Genomic DNA, 15,130 nt, shown 5'->3' on the forward strand with positions numbered 1-15,130 from the left:
CGGGGAGCCAGATCCCAGCAATAAAGCACGCTGGCGCGTCATAAACGTAACTTTTACGTGCCGCCAACTGGGCTCGTCGCTAAAACCCGGTCGAGTTTGTCTTCCAAGTAGCGCAAGAATGGTTCAGGCGTCAGGGCTCGACCACTCACGCTCTGCACCAATTGTTCGGCATTCATGGCCCGTCCGACGGGATGCACATGCTGACGGAGCCAGTCCAACAAGGGTGAGACATCACCCCGACGAACATGGTCCTCAGGGCAACCAATCGCAGCGGCCATTGCCTCGCTCAGCTGAGCACTGATCAGATGTCCAAGCAGATACGAAGGGAAGTATCCAAACAGTCCTTCGCTCCAGTGAACATCCTGAAGGCAGCCCTCTGCGTCATTGGCTGGTGTCACGCCAAGAAGCTCGCCGTAACGCCGATTCCATTCAGCAGGAAGCTCCTCCACCGGAAGGCCTTGCTCAAGCAATGCAATTTCTAGATCCGTTCGAATCATGATGTGCAATCCATAGCTGAGCTCATCGGCCTCCACCCGGTTCAAACCAGGAGCTAAAGGATTCATCGCCCTCCAGAGAGCGTCTGCTGATGGGAGAGGAGCCCCGGCAGCCTCAAACTCCTTCCACCACTGCTGCGCAAACGGTTGACTTCTTGCAACCCGATTTTCCCAAAATAGAGATTGACTTTCGTGCACGGCCATGGATGTCGCCTGCCCCAAAGGCCAGGCGAACCATTGATGTTTCTGATCTGGAAGACCCTGCTCATACAGTGAGTGGCCCCATTCATGGGCCGTAGCCAGGAAACAGGACAGCGGTTGCCCTGGAACAACTCTGGTCGTGATTCTGTAGTCGCTCGGACCAAGCGTGATCGAGAAGGGATGGGGGGATCGCGCAACACAGGTGATCGACGCATCTCGTCCCCAGGAGCTCAACAACGTGTCGCAGAGCTGTTGCTGTGCGGGTTCAGGGAGATCCCAACTGAGCTCTCTCTGACGTGGCTGCCCTCCAGCGCGTTGCAACAACTCTGGCAAGCGCTGGCGAAGCGGTGCAAACAACTCCTGCAAACGCTTCAAGGAGAGATCCGGCTCAAAGGGTTGAGCCAATGTTTCCCAACAACTGCGCGGCTCAGCAAGCTGTCGAGCCTGTTCTTGACGCAATCCAATGATGGAGCGCAAGGAGGGAGCAAATAAGCCGAAATCCGATTTGGCACGAGCTTGTTGCCAGTTGTTGTAGCCGTCGGCTTTGGCCGTTGCCAACGCTGCTACCAAAGCTGGATCTAACGCCTGTTGCCGGCCCAGATCCTGCTCGAGCAAGTCAAGATTCCTGCCGCAAGCCAACTTTTCAGTCGTTGAAAGCCCCGACTGGCTCCACTCAACACGAGCTTCCTGAATTAAATCGGCGTACTCCCGAGAGCTTTGCCGGGAATGCAATTGAATCGCGAGGAGTGCCAATTGCTCTCCACGCCAGGAGGCCCCGGCGGAGGGCATGCGCGTGTTTTGATCCCAGTACAGCGTGCTCGCAATGGAGCCCGTGATTTTGGTCTGATGCAGGTAATCGCCTAACCGATCCCAGGCCGTTGTCCTGGATCCCATCTGGGCTCCAACGCTGATTAAACCCTATCCAATTCGGTGCTTGAAGGTGAAGACACCCACACATTTCAGCGAAGCAATTTCACCACACCCGGGGTGGTGATTGGATTCAAGGCAGGGGCTGAATCTCCTCTTTCCTTCTATACGAAGTGGGCACAAGCACCAGAAACAACATCCACCAAGCCAAAATTGCCATGGTGATGGGAAGCGTGATCCAAAGTCGATGTAGGAATAACCAGCTGCCAAGTGTGATGACAACGCCTGTGAGCACAATGCTCCAGGGCTGACACCACCACGGTTTCAGAGACCAAAAAGCAACCGGCTGTTGATTCACGTTCAGACCTACTTTTTCCTGCAATAACCAGCCCCAACATTCATCCAACCGGAGTCGCAAGCCTCACCATTTGTAGGCCTCATTTGATAATTAATAGGCGAAACGCAGGTGGTCCCAAGAGTATTGACATAACCCAATGGGCACTGATCATGCCCCTGTGCTTTGGGGATCTTTTTTTGAGCCAAAGCGTCGGTTGGTGCCATCAACGACAACAACACACCAAGAGCAAATAAACGGACCATTCGAGTTGAATTCGCTATCGGCAGCTTAGTGATGACGTTGTTGGTCGTCAGAAAGCAACAACTCATTGTTTGCGGCAATACCCTCCACCCACATCCAGCCATCCGGATGGGCAGGCTCGACCATCGATGGCTTGAACGGTATGCGTCATCATCCCGAGTGTGCTGCATTTTCCATTGAGCATGTCCACATAGCCCAAAGGGCAACGGCTCTCGATCTTTTCAACAATCCGCTGCGCGGAAGCGGATGGTGCCTGACAGGCCCACAACACAATCGATGTTGTGGCAAGGACAGCACTCACACTCCAGGTCCGCAAAGAGGACGAACGACCAGGCAAGGGCGTCATCGCCATCGGCACTCAAAACGCCCTAGAACATTAGTGGTGGTTTTACCTCTGATTAGGGTCTGAACCAAACTCCAGACATCTCAAGATCCAGATTCATCTATGTCAAAGCAAGCTGTTTTGCTCGATGACGCGGCACGTCAAAGCCTCTGCTCTTCTTGTCCTTCCTGGACGATTGCAGCTGATGGACTGGAAAGGGAGTGGCGCTTCCACTCCTTCATCGAAGCCTTTGGCTTCATGACTCAGGTCGCACTCCTAGCCGAATGCGCCAATCACCACCCTGAGTGGAGCAATGTTTACAACCGTGTCACCATTCGTCTTACAACCCATGATCTTGGCGGACTCTCCAGCCGTGATGCCGAATTAGCCCAAGCGATCGACGCTCTCTCTCCAACCTTTTAAATCCGGCCATGTCAGCGACTGCTTCCAACCAAAGGATTCAGACCAATGGAACTCCTGTCACCATTCTCACCGGATTTCTAGGCGCAGGAAAGACCACTCTTCTCAATCACATTCTCAGCAATCAAGACGGTCTCAAAACAGCTGTTCTGGTCAACGAGTTTGGAGAGATTGGCATCGACAACGATCTTGTGGTTAGCACCAGCGCAGACATGGTGGAACTCAGCAATGGCTGCATCTGCTGCACGATTAACGGCGAATTGCTGGAAGCTGTCGATCGCATCTTGAAGCGCCCCGAACCTTTGGACTATTTGGTTGTGGAGACGACAGGTCTTGCCGATCCACTTCCCGTAGCCATGACATTTCTAGGCAGTGAATTGCGAGATCAGACCAGGTTGGATTCAATCATCACCCTGGTTGATGCTGAAAATTGCAATGCTCGCGTTTTTGAGAGTGAAGTGGGTCGCTCCCAAATTATTTACGGAGACATTCTTCTTCTCAACAAAACAGATTTGGTATCCACAGAGCGTGTCAAAGAATTAGAAGAAAGCCTGCGCAGTATCAAAAAAGACGCTCGCATCCTTCATTCCGTAAAGGGAGATGTTCCCCTGCCTCTCTTGATGAGTGTTGGATTATTCGAGAGTGATCGCGTGGCGACCAAAGCCGATCACGACCATCACGGTCATGATCATGGGCATGCGCACCATCACCATGACCACGCGCACCACGAGCATGCGCACCACGACCATGCTGACCATCTCGACATCGAGGGATACACCTCCCTTTCATTCAGTAGCGATGGACCCTTCTCGCTCCGCAAATTTCAAAACTTCCTCGACAATCAATTGCCCGAGAGCGTTTTTCGTGCCAAGGGCATCCTTTGGTTTAACGAAAGTGAAAAGCGCCATGTTTTTCACTTAGCTGGCAAACGCTTCTCTATCGATGACAGCGACTGGGAAGGCGAACGCAAAAATCAACTGGTGTTGATCGGTCAGGAGATGGATCACAGCACCCTCAGGGGGCAACTCCAAGCCTGTGTCGCCAAAGATGCTGGCCAAGGCTTTTCTTAAGCCAACCAACCCATTCCAACGGTTGAAATCCGATTGAGATGTCGATACCGAAGCATTCTGATTAGAGTTTCCCCAGCTTTGGGTTGGCGATGTTTGAGCTCACCCTTCTGGGGACTTGTTGCATTCTGATTGGCATCCTTCTTTGGTTTAACGCCAACTCTGACGATGACGACAATAGCGGTGGCGGCTTGATGGAACCCGCACTTGCCCCGATCCCTGTACGGCAAGCCCGACGCTAATAGCGTGATCTCGGTCCAGTGACTGAGCAGAAGGACCAAGCCAAACAATCCACTCTTGAGTATCGTTCTCAACAGGCTCTTGGTACAAATGCAGGTCAGAGGCAATCCAATTCGTGGACGTGGACCTGGCTGCCACCTCTTTGTGAATGTTCGAGCCCTAGGCCTTCGCTACTACTCATGACAGGAAAGAGCTTGCAAGCCCAGTGGCAGCAAGGGAGAACCCTATTAGCAGTCGTGGCATGCCTCCTCGCAGCGCTCGCGCTCTTTCCCTTAGGCGGATTAATCGGTGAGGGCGTCAGAGGCCTTCTTCTTGGTTCGGCCAGCCTGGGCGCCGATGGGCTGATCCAAATCCAAGGAACAACCCTCCTGCTGCTTGGCACCGCGAGCCTCGGAGCGATTCTTGGCTCCGCAAATGGCTGGCTCCTCGCCAATTGCCGCTTTCCAGGCCGACGCCTTCTTCGGATTGCCCAGCTGCTCCCACTCGCCAGCCCCTCGTACCTTCTCGCTGCAACGCTCGTGGATCTGGGCAGCATCCATGGGTTCCGAATTCATGGACTGGGTTGGGGTGTGCTGGTCATGGCCTTGAGCACCTATCCCTACGTTTTCCTGCTCAGCACTGAAAGCTTCAGCATCTGCGGTCGCCGTCAACTTGAAGCCTGCCGTTGCCTCGGAGTGGGTCCATGGGAAAGCTTTCGACGCATCGCCCTGCCGATGGCTCTCCCTGCCATCGGAGCGGGAATCGCGCTGATGGGAATGGAGGTGGTCAACGAACTTGGGGCCGTTCAACTCCTAGGCATTCCAAGTCTCTCCGCTGGAATTCTTCAAGCCTGGCAACTCGAAGGCAATCCAGCAGGAGCAGTCGGACTTGCCCTAGTCACGCTGATCATCGTGACGGGTCTTTTGATTGGCGAACGCAAACTGCGTCGTCGTAGCCGTCGATGGTCAGAAGGCCTAACAGGTGGAGAATCCCCGAACTGGACTCTTACTGGAACAAGAGCCTTGGCCGCCCAGGCCTTGGGGTTCATTCCACCATTTCTGAGCCTTGGCACACCATTGATCTGGGCCTGCTTGAACCTGGATCAACTTCAAAATGGTTTACAGCCAGAGCTGTTGCTGCTGACCTTGCGCAGTCTTGGTCTCGCCCTTGCGGCATCAGGCTTGGCCGTAGCAGCTGCCTTGCTCCTTGCCATCACAAAGCGCTGGACCACGGCTCCTTGGCTGCACAGCCTTACCTTTCTCGCCGGACTCGGATACGCGATTCCAGGTGCGGTGCTCGCCCTGGCCTTACTCATCATCGGTGGGCCCTGGCAGCTCTCACCAATTCTGCTGTTGCTCTGGGGCTACAGCGATCGTTTCCTTGCTGTTGCCAAAGGGGGGCTTGATGCAGGTTTGGAACGCATGTCACCCAGCCTGGATGAAGCAGCCACTGGTCTGGGCTGCCGCTGGCCGGATGTACTCCGTCGCATTCATATTCCCCTCCTACAGGGCCCGCTCGCCGTCGGTGCACTGCTTGTTTTTGTGGACACCGTGAAGGAACTGCCTCTGACCTTCGCGCTTCGCCCCTTTGATTTCGACACCCTTTCCGTGCGCGTTTTTCAATATGCGAGCGACGAGCGGCTTGCGGCAGCGCTTTGGCCTGCCTTGATGATCCTTGGACTCGGCCTCATTGCTGCAGCAGCCCTGGTGCCAGGCCTCGACCACACAACAGAGACGTAATTCTCCTGCAAAGACGGGCATCGAGGGCTACGGAGCGGAGCCAACAAACCCACCAAATTTCGTTGAACCAAACGGAAATTACCGTCACTCACAATCACGAGAGTGCAGCGCCCCTCGCTAACAATCCAAACCCCAGATCGCCTTACGCACCAACCCAAGTCGGTTATCCGATGCCTAGGAAGCAGCTGCTGAAAGCCTCCCAGCGCATTGGGAGTTCAGTGAACGGCCACACCATCAGAACAGCCGATTAAACGCGAACCTTTGCTGCCATCCAGGCATCACCCTTCACAGCAGCGGCAGCGATCAGATCGGCCAAGGTCACGAGCAATCTGTAACTGAGTGCCACCGCAAGCAACGGCGCCTCCGGCACCATCGTGCCCATACGAAACAACAGAACCACCTCAAACACCCCCAAACCACCTGGAGCAGCAGGAACAACCAGGCCAGCCGTCCAGGCGAGGGCAAAGGCCGCAAGCCAAAGGCCTAGAGGCTGCCCAGCCAGGAGTCCGAACGTCTGCAAGCAGCACCAAAACCCCGCAAATCGACAGAGCACGAACAACAGTTCAGAGACCAGGGGCCACCAGGGGTAAGACGTTCTGCCGCTGCCCAATTCCTCATCCTCAATGGAGGTCGTACTCCCAGGGTCCACGCGATTGAGCTGGCGCAACTTGCTGGTCTCCAGCCGACGCAACAAAGGCTCACGCCAACGCGGCAACAGCAGCGCGGAAGGAAGAACACAGAGCAACGCCAACCCGTTTTGAAACCCACCAAATGGCACCCACAGCAAGGCAGCAACGGCCATCACCATCGGCTCCATCAACACCGACACCAAAGCTTTGCCGCCACCAAGTTGAGGCCTGAGAGCACGAAAACGATCGAGGAAATGCCAAATACCACCAGGCAGATATTTGAGCAAGTTGCTGCGGAGATAAAGCGGCACCAAGGCCAAGCGTCCAGGCTGATGCCCGAGCCAAACCACCAAGACCTTCCAAGCCAGGGCATTGACCACCAAACTGAGCCAACTCAAGCCAAGCCCCAACAACAACAACCACCATCCCTGTCGGCTAATCGTGAGGGCGCGCAATCCTGTGGCATGGCTTGCCAATGCCACTCCTACAAAGGCGAGGGTGAGCAGGGTGATCCAAAGCCGTAAACCACCAGGCAAAGAAAGCCGTTTCAGCACTGCCAGTCCTCCTCGGGCTCAAAAGCATGGGCCTCGAGAGCGAGGCGATCACGAAGCTCCATCACGGTGAGACCAGCCTCAGCAGACACACGCTGGAGCTCATCTTGCTCCCACTTCAGAGTGAAGGTCCCATCCGGTCGGCGCGTCTGTTTGGCGCGAATCGTGCCCCAAGGAGTTGCGCTTGCCCCACAACGACGGGGCAGCACCCAGCGACCCTGTTCTCTCTCCCTTAAGCCGATGGTTGGACTATGGCGCCACCACACCTCCCGCAAGGCAGCAGCCTGATCTGGCGTTGTAAGGGCGATCACCGAAGTACCAGGCCTTTGCTTTTTCATCAACACGGATCCCTGAACCACATCCAACGCGCCAGCCAAACGCAAGTGCTGAGCCAGGCTTGCCAACTCTTCGGCAGTGGCATCGTCAATCCAAGCCTCCTGCACCACAAGCTCCTGCCAACCAGGCTGTGTTCTGCTCGCAGCACGAATGCGGATCAAGCGCAGGAGGTTGGGACGATCCAAACAGCGATGGCCGAGACCAACTCCGACGGCTTCAACCTCCATTCTTGAGGGGCGTTGAAAGTGATCCGCCAACACAGCCACCAAGGCCAACCCGGTGGGTGTGGTGAGCTCAGCAGCAGGAAGATCTTCCCCCGTGAGGAGCGGCAGCTGATGACGCTTCGCCAATTCGAGTACGGCTGGCACCGGAACAGGAAGCACCCCATGGGCCGTTGTCACTCGACCATGGCCGGAGGGAGGGGCTGTGCAATAAATCGACTCAGGGGCAAGGTTCTCGATGCCAGCGCAGACGCCGATCACATCCACCAAGCTGTCGATCGCCCCAATCTCATGGAAGTGAACTTGATCAGGGGCACAACCGTGCACCGTGGCTTCCGCATCCGCCAGGGCCTGGAACACCTGCAACACCTTTGTCTTTAGGGAAGGTGACAGCGAAGCCTCCGAGATCAACGCGCGCAGATCTAACCAGCGACGATGGGGAGGGCTGGCTTCCTCGCTGCTCACCGAGAGCCGAAGCCCACGCAATCCTCCACTCTGAGATTCCTCAACGTTGAGCCCGTAGGCCTTGGCGAGACCAAGAGCATGCAAGGGCTCATGAACAACCGACTCCGGCACTCCTAAATCCAGGACCGCCGACAACAACATGTCCCCGGCAAGACCGGTTGGACAATCAATCACCAGGGCGCTCATGCTGGCTCTGGAGGCATGCCGTCCAGCAACCTGTTGGCGATCGATTCGAGCTCAGTGCGTCGCAAACGCAACAGCTGCTCCACCTCCCGACGTGCCCGGCGTTGCTCTCGCTGAGCCGTATCAACATCTTGTCCAGACACCCCCCAGATCCGTCCCAACAGAGCCTTGTCGTCTTCCCCACCTTGAGGGGGCCCCTCAAGCAGCGTTTCCGCAGCCATTCCGGCCTGAAGAACCCGGCTCCAGCGACGCAAGTCTTCTAGAGACAAACGGGCCCGATCGGGTAGAGCAAATTCGGTGACACCATTGCAACGCAACCCTGCCTGAAGACAACCACGGGTTCCAACAAGAACCCGTTTGACCTCGAGATTTTCCTCTTGAGCGACCAACCAGTGACCCGCCTCATGAAACGCAACTCTGCGCAATCTGTTGCGTCCTCCGGGCAGCGATTCCGCCAAAAGGTGACCTCCCATCCCGTTGAACTGAGCAGCGTCAACGGTGAGGCCCAAAAGGGCACCTCCCAACCCGAGGGCAATCCATGCCGTAGACAGCCCGATCAATGGTCCAAACACTGCCAAACCAGTAGCGCTAGCCACCGCGACACCGGCAGTGGTGTTGAAGGTGGGGGAAGAGGGCATCAGGTCAGGTTTTGGCAGGTCGAGGACGGGCGCCTCCCTTACGGGATCCCTCCCGACCTTTTCCGCCTCGCGTCGGCATCGGTGCAATCACTTCAACGGACTCAACAGAGAGGATCTGTCCTTGACGGCGCACATCCAAGCTGACGAAATGCCTTAGATGCTCGAGGGGCAGTTCTCCTGTGAGCTGAACTTTGAAGGGCAAAGGACGGAATCCATCAGCTCGAGGGAGCTGGCGAACCTTCACGACGAGCTCATTCGCTTCTGGCTTCGTAAAAATCAATTCGCCACGAATCGAGAAGAAGTCGTCACCTTCGGGCAGTTGATCCGGGGAACCCTGGGTCTCTGAGGCTTCGGCATCCACGCTCTCGGTATCCGAGGCCTCAGCTGTCGCCAGCGTGCTCGGCTCCCAAATTCCTGCAATTTGGAGATGCAGCTGATCTGACTCACGGCAGCGGGGATACACCACCCACAGGTGAGGCGTTGACATATCGAGATGACGACGCATGAGGGTGAGCATCCTGCCAAGAACGACAGCCTCTAATTCATTGCCATCGGAATCAATCAAGACCCCCCGGGTCAGCTGATCGTCAGATTCCGGTCGATAGATCCCCCTAACAACACCGATCGCCCGGTACTGGAGGGGTTCTGTAACCGGGGAAATCGGATGGTCGCGCATTGATGTGAGTGGCTTCCATTGGCCTTAAGAGACTCTAGCCAGCTCGGGGGATTCGAATCAGAGTGGGCTGAGCACTCCCCATGCAGATTGCACGGCGCTAACCGATTACAGGCGGTTCGACATCGATGGATGATGGGGTTGGGGCTTCCTCTGGCCCTGATCACAGGCTGGCTTGTAGCCCAAGCACTGAATCAACATCCAAAGGCCGATCAAAAGACCAATCAACAGCCGCTGTCACGCATTAAGCCTGTTGAAGATCAAGCCAAACAAAAAGCTCCTCAAGCCATTGAGCCAGAGCAAAGGCTTGAGCAACTTGCCCTCTCCCATCCACGCGAGTGGCGGTGGCGCATGCTCTTGACCCAAAGGAAGCTCCAACGCGGTGATCGCGATGGAGCAGGGCGTGAGCTCATCACTCTTCAAGCGCTATGGCCCAATCGCCCAGAAGTCCAGAACCTCCAACTGCTGTTGGATCTAGGAACAAAGCGTCAGGCCACCGCTTTGGAACAGACATACGATCGTTTCAAGAAAACACCCAAAGGTCAACGACTCACGCTTGGATTGCGCCTCGCTGATTTGCAACGCCTCTCCGGACAAGACAACGCAGCCATCGCCACCTACCGCCTCATTGCCGCAGAATCTCCAAAGAACATGCAACCTCTGCTCGCCCTAGCCCTTCTCCATCGAGACAAGGGACAGCGACAGCTATCGCAAGAGGTATTACTAAGAGCCAGAAACAATCTTTCTGTCAGTGAAAAGAACAAGCAGACCTTGGATCAGCTAGCGGTGCGCTGGCAACTTGACTCCTTCCGAAAGGGTGAGGAGCGAACGGCAAAGCGTCTCCTAAACGTGCTTCCCCCTCCTCCTAAGGCGCGGGCTGAGACGACTCCAAAGCCTTAAGCGCCGCATCGATGGCGTCAGCGGGCGGTGTGGCGTCATTCATCGCATTGGCCCTGCGCAACCGATTCATCAAGTCCATGGGGTTGGTGGCATCAAGTACCGACTCCTGGTCGTTCTGGCCTGGCACGGTCTGGAACACATCACGCTGCTGGGGAGCCTGATAGCCGCTACCCATCGGGCTTTCCTGAGCCAAAACATCGACGGAAGTGAGCAGCGACATCGCACTGATCAGGCCAAGAAGATGAGGTCTTAACGCGGTAAGCGATGGCACGTTCTCAGCTCCTAAATAACGGTTCGATGCTAAGGGTCACCTTCAGAAGCCGCATCATCCGTGCAAATCGCCAGCTGGAATATTATTCCAAAATGAGATCACTTAAATAGCAGTTATACCAAAGGCTTAAGAGATATAAGAAAAGATGCTGTACCTACGCGCTGTACCTACAAAAGGACGAAAAACGAACTGACTTGGTCACAAAAGACCAGAGAAGTGAAGTCAGCAGGAGGCTATGGGGGCAATAAATGGGAGCGGTACATATGTAATTCACCTCACAAATTTTTATAGTTTTTTTGACAAGCAGATACAGCACGGATCTCTTCTCTAGATGCCATTAATAAATCTCATTTAGGGCTCGCGCCGAGTGTTGGCATGTTGATTGCTCAGTCATCACGCCCTATCAACTGTCAGTCAGTCGTGAGGTTGGATACAAGAAGAGGAGGGCGACTCACGCCGCCTCCGTCCTCATGACGTGGGCGCCCCACCAAGAGCGTTCTCCCACGCTCCAGTAATGGCTAAACAATCTTTCGACGTCAAGGTTCGTTCAGCCTTCGTAAGACTGCTCAAGGTGATGTCGACGGGCTTTTGACATGCGCCACTGTTTGGCCTCAGCAGCCATTGTGATGTGAATATCAGCCTCAATGTTTAGCTCGTCTTTAAGAGCATCAAGCTCTCTTTGAATTTCATCCAGAGTCACATAGAAAAATTCTTTTCTATTGTTCTCTAGGTTCACCCTTCGGGCATCAAAATGCTTGTGAAGAGCACTCTCTAGAGATGGTGCATCTGATGTCCTGATCATGGCATGGACATCAAACGGGAATGGAACGGAGGCATCTCCAAGTTCCTTCACACGATCCATTGGCTCCAGTCTTCTTGTCATGCCAATTTTCAGCATGTCGTCACCAAAGCTTCCTACGTTGGAAATGATGTATACATGACCAGTCTTAGTAAGCATGGCTTGGCTGATATAACGATTCTTCTCCTCCATTTCGATCATACGCTTTTCTAATTCCTCGATTTGAGCAAGCAGTTTTGTCTTCTGCTTCTCATTTGCACCTTCCACTTCTGATCTTGCCTTCTCAAGTGCATCTGCATTTCGTTTGACTTCTTTTTCAGCTTCGCGCTTGGATTTCTCAAATTCTTTATTGGCTCTCTCCTCCTCGCGGATTTGCTCTCTAATGCGGGCTTGCTCCTCTTTCTCGCGCTGCTTCCACTCTTCATATTCATAGACATAACCCAACTCTGTCTTCTTTAGTTCTTTGTAAATTTCATTGATAGTCACCATATTTGCTTTTTCACCTATTTTGCAAATTGCTACATAAGAAGCCTCTACACGCTTCATCATAAGCTGAACATTCTTGTAATTCACCTTAGCTATAAATCCGTCGCACTCCCCATTGAAAGCTCTCAGGATTAGCTTGATAGATGCTTTCTGCATCCTTATCCCCTTTGCTGATGAGTTATTGAAAGTGACCACTGAAGTTATGTATCCAGCACATTCATCGCTGAGCGAAGCTTTATCAGCCTTGTGTTGAACATTTTGGATCATTGCCTTCAATTGGGCGTTAACATCAGACAGGTGCTTTTCCCATATGCCTGATGATTCAAAATTATAATTAGGTTCATAATATCCATAATCCATCAGCACCGCGTCTTCGCGGGCAAGTGCAAGCTGTTCCTCTATGTCATTTAGTTTTTCTTCGGCATCTGTGCAAAGATCTTGAACCTTATGCAATTCGTCTAAAGCCTGAGATAGGTCTTTATCTGCTTCATTTTTCCTTTTGAAAAGTTTTGCTTCTTCCTTGCTGACGTAATCATCAATATCAAGAGCTGGAGCATATTTCTGTCTAATTTGGTTGAGTCGGCCTCGCATCTTCAGCGCCCACAGCAAGACAAGCCCTGCTGACCCTGTGCTCAGGGCAAAAAGAAGCCATGCCATTTATTAAGGTGCATCTCAAACCATTCTGCACCAGCTTGTAATTGGCACTCATAAGGCTGGGTCATCAGCCAGCTCTCGCTAGATCGCCAACAAAAGGCAGGACTGATTCATCAAAGTCGTTACCCATCGGACCAACCATCAATCTCAACATCGTCCTTCCCTTCCTTTAATAGTTCAATAGGAATATCATTCCACCAGCAAACGAACTTTTCATCTCTTACATGTCCAAACGGTGAAGTAACGTCTTTTCCACTTTCATCATCTGTTGCAGTTACATGGGAGCAGTGGTCAAGGATAATTACACCATCCCACTTGCGATAGTCTTCTCCTTCCTCCTCATCTAGATCTTCAAGATACTCATCAATAGTTTGGATATAACATCCAGTTTCATTTAGCTTATATTTGTCAATCATCTTCTGTGAGACGAGGATTGCTCCACTGTGGTCTTCATCTTGCCAGTAGAAGAGACCATCTTCTAGACGGTAGTCATCCATTAAAAAAGTTGATCCACAGTTTGTTTAGCCAATAGACAATGGAAAGGATGCTTCAGTAGAATTTGAAACAATCCGGGTAGACATACAGATATTACTTACTTATGCACAATGAAAAATGTTAGTTGACTTTTCTTCACGATTGAACTATATTGCAAAATTAAAGCCATAAAGCATGGCCGACATTACTCCTACCCAGCAATTCGATTACTTCGTCTTTAAAGAGGAGGAATCAGAGTTTCTTGCGGTATTGGAAGAGTTCAGCCGTAGGTATGTCGGATCGTGATCAATCACTAAAACCCCGCTCGTGGTTAAACTAAGTATTAATCAATGCCAGGTATTGGATGGCATTTAGGCGTGATTAGGCAGTGATCAAAATCTGTCATCCGTCTCGGCGAAATAAAATGGGATTGGGATTGCATTGATTGCATAAAATGGGATTGCGATTGCATTGATTGAATTGTTCTTCACTCCTCGGAAAATTGCAGTCGATGCTTGTGTCGGAATTCCCCACCCTTACGTCTCGGTTGCTTGGCGTTGCGGTTAAAGCCTTAATCACAGGTTGTTGTTGAACTTCGTTCCTCATTGCTGTTGTTTTGGGTCCACCAAAACGTAATTTCAAATCAGCAGTCACCCTGGATTCAAAATTTTCGTCATAGGAATAACCAACACCAGCCTGTAGTTGATTGCTGATGTCATATTCCAGCCGTGCTTTAACACCAGATCCTTCAGCATAGTTTTCAAATACTTCTGGGTCTTTCTCACATGTTTGGTAGTAATAGCCTGCCAATAAAGACAATGAATTGCTTATGTTGTAATTAACATCAAGACCGACAGTTGTTAACGGCTCTGCTCCAAAGCTACTATTAATCAACGCGACATTGTCTGAGCCATAGCCATATTCCCCAACCGGTATTAATCCATAGACATTCGCACCCCATTGGTTGCTTTGTAGTTCTGCATTCACAGCAACCTGCTGAAAGAATGGTGTTTGTGAATTAAAGACTTCGATGCCATTGGTTGTTGCACCTGTTGCCATCGGCCTGCTGTCATATCCAGCATTGATGCCATACATCCAAGAGCGGTCACCATTCAGCCAGCGATAGCCCAAGCGCGTTGAGGTCGAGATGGTGGTGCCAGCAACGGTCGTTTGTCCAATGCTGCTGTAGCTCTCGTAATCAGCGAAATTAGCGTTAGCGAGGACATCAACGAACCAGACGCTGTTGTCTCCAACAGAGAGAGGCAAGAACCCGCCAATACCTGCTTGGTTTGGTGTGCCTGCGCCTTGCAACGCCCCTTGAAAACCAAGGGTTGGCTTGACCACATCAGCCAGGCTGATGCTCATCACACCAAGATCATCAGCACTGCCGTCCTCTTGAGCAATGGCAGGTAGGGAAGCAACAGAGATGGCAGAAGCCAACAGCCCTAGGGAAAGACGACGCAGCATGGAGCGTTGATTTATTGCGCCAAGGATGCCTTGCTTGTGTTGCTGCTGCCCGCTGCAGTAGGCAGTTTCAGCTTTGTTGCTCTGAGCCCCAGCCTGCACAGTTCAGTTACATCGCTATTCAACAGGCTTTATGGATACGTCACAAGCAAGCCCCTTATTTTCAATGGACTGATCGCTTCAACATTCGATCATGAGCTGCTTTCAATTCGTCATATACCTAATCACCTAGCCGTGGTTTCTGATCAGGATGCACTTGCTTCACCAGCATCTTGAAATTTGATTGAATTATTACTCGCGCAACTTCATTCATTGTTAGCTTATAATAACCAGTCTAAAATTTACGCAACTCGCGCTGGCTTCCGCTTGTTGAAGGTCGTTGTGGTGAAGCCTGCTGACTGGTCGGCGTTTCTACTAACGGCAAGCCGTTTTCACAGTCACAACGAGGTTCTTTGATTG

General features: G+C 52.6%; 17 protein-coding genes. 5 read left to right on the forward strand and 12 right to left on the reverse strand.

Annotated features, from left to right (window positions below; genetic code table 11):
- Positions 1-53 precede the first annotated feature (53 nt).
- From SynSYN20_RS10315 to SynSYN20_RS10325, 4 genes are all read right to left on the reverse strand, one after another.
- On the reverse strand, positions 54-1,589 hold the full coding sequence (locus SynSYN20_RS10315; RefSeq protein ID WP_186523518.1) for a carboxypeptidase M32: 1,536 nt from the start codon (positions 1,587-1,589) through the stop codon (positions 54-56).
- 106 nt (positions 1,590-1,695) lie between these two features.
- Entirely contained in the window at positions 1,696-1,980 is a 285-nt protein-coding gene (locus tag SynSYN20_RS10320; RefSeq protein WP_370586676.1) for a DUF6737 family protein, read from the reverse strand.
- Positions 1,929-2,162: a hypothetical protein gene (locus tag SynSYN20_RS14530; RefSeq protein ID WP_255476240.1), complete on the reverse strand. Its 234-nt coding sequence runs from the start codon at positions 2,160-2,162 to the stop codon at positions 1,929-1,931. Before SynSYN20_RS14530 ends, SynSYN20_RS10320 begins: the two co-directional genes overlap by 52 nt.
- A gap of 62 nt (positions 2,163-2,224) precedes the next feature.
- Complete coding sequence (locus tag SynSYN20_RS10325; RefSeq protein ID WP_186523519.1) at positions 2,225-2,512, reverse strand: hypothetical protein; 288 nt, start codon at positions 2,510-2,512, stop codon at positions 2,225-2,227.
- A 93-nt stretch (positions 2,513-2,605) separates the two neighbouring features.
- On the opposite strand from SynSYN20_RS10325, the gene SynSYN20_RS10330 reads away from it, so the two are divergent.
- The 4 genes from SynSYN20_RS10330 (at position 2,606) to SynSYN20_RS10345 (ending at position 5,927) form a co-directional block, all read left to right on the forward strand.
- Positions 2,606-2,905 (forward strand): 4a-hydroxytetrahydrobiopterin dehydratase, encoded by a 300-nt coding sequence (locus SynSYN20_RS10330; RefSeq protein ID WP_186523520.1) that lies wholly within the window; start codon positions 2,606-2,608, stop codon positions 2,903-2,905.
- An 8-nt stretch (positions 2,906-2,913) separates the two neighbouring features.
- Positions 2,914-3,972: a GTP-binding protein gene (locus SynSYN20_RS10335; protein ID WP_186523521.1), complete on the forward strand. Its 1,059-nt coding sequence runs from the start codon at positions 2,914-2,916 to the stop codon at positions 3,970-3,972.
- A gap of 89 nt (positions 3,973-4,061) precedes the next feature.
- On the forward strand, positions 4,062-4,211 hold the full coding sequence (locus SynSYN20_RS10340; protein WP_186523522.1) for a hypothetical protein: 150 nt from the start codon (positions 4,062-4,064) through the stop codon (positions 4,209-4,211).
- Positions 4,212-4,388: 177 nt separating this feature from the next.
- On the forward strand, positions 4,389-5,927 hold the full coding sequence (locus SynSYN20_RS10345; protein ID WP_186523523.1) for an iron ABC transporter permease: 1,539 nt from the start codon (positions 4,389-4,391) through the stop codon (positions 5,925-5,927).
- A gap of 247 nt (positions 5,928-6,174) precedes the next feature.
- On the opposite strand, the gene SynSYN20_RS10350 is transcribed toward SynSYN20_RS10345, so the two are convergent.
- From SynSYN20_RS10350 to SynSYN20_RS10365, 4 genes are read right to left on the reverse strand one after another with little or no spacing between them, the layout of a single operon-like run.
- Complete coding sequence (locus tag SynSYN20_RS10350; protein ID WP_186523532.1) at positions 6,175-7,110, reverse strand: lysylphosphatidylglycerol synthase domain-containing protein; 936 nt, start codon at positions 7,108-7,110, stop codon at positions 6,175-6,177.
- Positions 7,104-8,315, reverse strand: a complete 1,212-nt coding sequence (locus tag SynSYN20_RS10355) for a LarC family nickel insertion protein (protein ID WP_186523534.1) — start codon at positions 8,313-8,315, stop codon at positions 7,104-7,106. The genes SynSYN20_RS10350 and SynSYN20_RS10355 overlap by 7 nt, the downstream gene beginning before the upstream one ends.
- On the reverse strand, positions 8,312-8,950 hold the full coding sequence (locus SynSYN20_RS10360) for a hypothetical protein (protein ID WP_186523536.1): 639 nt from the start codon (positions 8,948-8,950) through the stop codon (positions 8,312-8,314). The genes SynSYN20_RS10355 and SynSYN20_RS10360 overlap by 4 nt, the downstream gene beginning before the upstream one ends.
- Before the next feature lie 4 nt (positions 8,951-8,954).
- A complete protein-coding gene (locus tag SynSYN20_RS10365) occupies positions 8,955-9,626 on the reverse strand; it encodes a hypothetical protein (RefSeq protein WP_186523537.1) in 672 nt (223 codons plus the stop codon).
- A 132-nt stretch (positions 9,627-9,758) separates the two neighbouring features.
- On the opposite strand from SynSYN20_RS10365, the gene SynSYN20_RS10370 reads away from it, so the two are divergent.
- A complete protein-coding gene (locus SynSYN20_RS10370) occupies positions 9,759-10,523 on the forward strand; it encodes a hypothetical protein (RefSeq protein ID WP_186523539.1) in 765 nt (254 codons plus the stop codon).
- On the opposite strand, the gene SynSYN20_RS10375 is transcribed toward SynSYN20_RS10370, so the two are convergent.
- From SynSYN20_RS10375 to SynSYN20_RS10390, 4 genes are all read right to left on the reverse strand, one after another.
- Positions 10,489-10,794 (reverse strand): hypothetical protein, encoded by a 306-nt coding sequence (locus SynSYN20_RS10375; RefSeq protein ID WP_186523541.1) that lies wholly within the window; start codon positions 10,792-10,794, stop codon positions 10,489-10,491. The genes SynSYN20_RS10370 and SynSYN20_RS10375 overlap by 35 nt on opposite strands.
- A gap of 547 nt (positions 10,795-11,341) precedes the next feature.
- Positions 11,342-12,736 (reverse strand): DUF4041 domain-containing protein, encoded by a 1,395-nt coding sequence (locus SynSYN20_RS10380; RefSeq protein WP_186523542.1) that lies wholly within the window; start codon positions 12,734-12,736, stop codon positions 11,342-11,344.
- A gap of 119 nt (positions 12,737-12,855) precedes the next feature.
- On the reverse strand, positions 12,856-13,230 hold the full coding sequence (locus SynSYN20_RS10385; protein WP_186523544.1) for a hypothetical protein: 375 nt from the start codon (positions 13,228-13,230) through the stop codon (positions 12,856-12,858).
- 379 nt (positions 13,231-13,609) lie between these two features.
- The gene (locus SynSYN20_RS10390; RefSeq protein WP_255476427.1) at positions 13,610-14,674 is read right to left on the reverse strand and encodes a carbamoyl-phosphate synthase; all 1,065 of its coding nucleotides are present in this window, start codon (positions 14,672-14,674) and stop codon (positions 13,610-13,612) included.
- Positions 14,675-15,130 lie beyond the last annotated feature (456 nt).

This window comes from Synechococcus sp. SYN20 (genome assembly GCF_014279555.1).
Lineage (GTDB): Bacteria > Cyanobacteriota > Cyanobacteriia > PCC-6307 > Cyanobiaceae > Synechococcus_C.

Bases quoted from the DNA above. Each gene is read 5' to 3' on its own strand.
- SynSYN20_RS10315 (WP_186523518.1), bottom strand. From the start codon at position 1,589: ATGGGATCCAGGACAACGGCCTGGGATCGGTTAGGCGATTACCTGCAT.
- SynSYN20_RS14530 (WP_255476240.1), bottom strand. From the start codon at position 2,162: ATGGTCCGTTTATTTGCTCTTGGTGTGTTGTTGTCGTTGATGGCACCA.
- SynSYN20_RS10325 (WP_186523519.1), bottom strand. From the start codon at position 2,512: ATGGCGATGACGCCCTTGCCTGGTCGTTCGTCCTCTTTGCGGACCTGG.
- SynSYN20_RS10330 (WP_186523520.1), top strand. From the start codon at position 2,606: ATGTCAAAGCAAGCTGTTTTGCTCGATGACGCGGCACGTCAAAGCCTC.
- SynSYN20_RS10335 (WP_186523521.1), top strand. From the start codon at position 2,914: ATGTCAGCGACTGCTTCCAACCAAAGGATTCAGACCAATGGAACTCCT.
- SynSYN20_RS10340 (WP_186523522.1), top strand. From the start codon at position 4,062: ATGTTTGAGCTCACCCTTCTGGGGACTTGTTGCATTCTGATTGGCATC.
- SynSYN20_RS10345 (WP_186523523.1), top strand. From the start codon at position 4,389: ATGACAGGAAAGAGCTTGCAAGCCCAGTGGCAGCAAGGGAGAACCCTA.
- SynSYN20_RS10355 (WP_186523534.1), bottom strand. From the start codon at position 8,315: ATGAGCGCCCTGGTGATTGATTGTCCAACCGGTCTTGCCGGGGACATG.
- SynSYN20_RS10360 (WP_186523536.1), bottom strand. From the start codon at position 8,950: ATGCCCTCTTCCCCCACCTTCAACACCACTGCCGGTGTCGCGGTGGCT.
- SynSYN20_RS10365 (WP_186523537.1), bottom strand. From the start codon at position 9,626: ATGCGCGACCATCCGATTTCCCCGGTTACAGAACCCCTCCAGTACCGG.
- SynSYN20_RS10370 (WP_186523539.1), top strand. From the start codon at position 9,759: ATGGGGTTGGGGCTTCCTCTGGCCCTGATCACAGGCTGGCTTGTAGCC.
- SynSYN20_RS10380 (WP_186523542.1), bottom strand. From the start codon at position 12,736: ATGGCATGGCTTCTTTTTGCCCTGAGCACAGGGTCAGCAGGGCTTGTC.
- SynSYN20_RS10385 (WP_186523544.1), bottom strand. From the start codon at position 13,230: ATGGATGACTACCGTCTAGAAGATGGTCTCTTCTACTGGCAAGATGAA.
- SynSYN20_RS10390 (WP_255476427.1), bottom strand. From the start codon at position 14,674: ATGCTGCGTCGTCTTTCCCTAGGGCTGTTGGCTTCTGCCATCTCTGTT.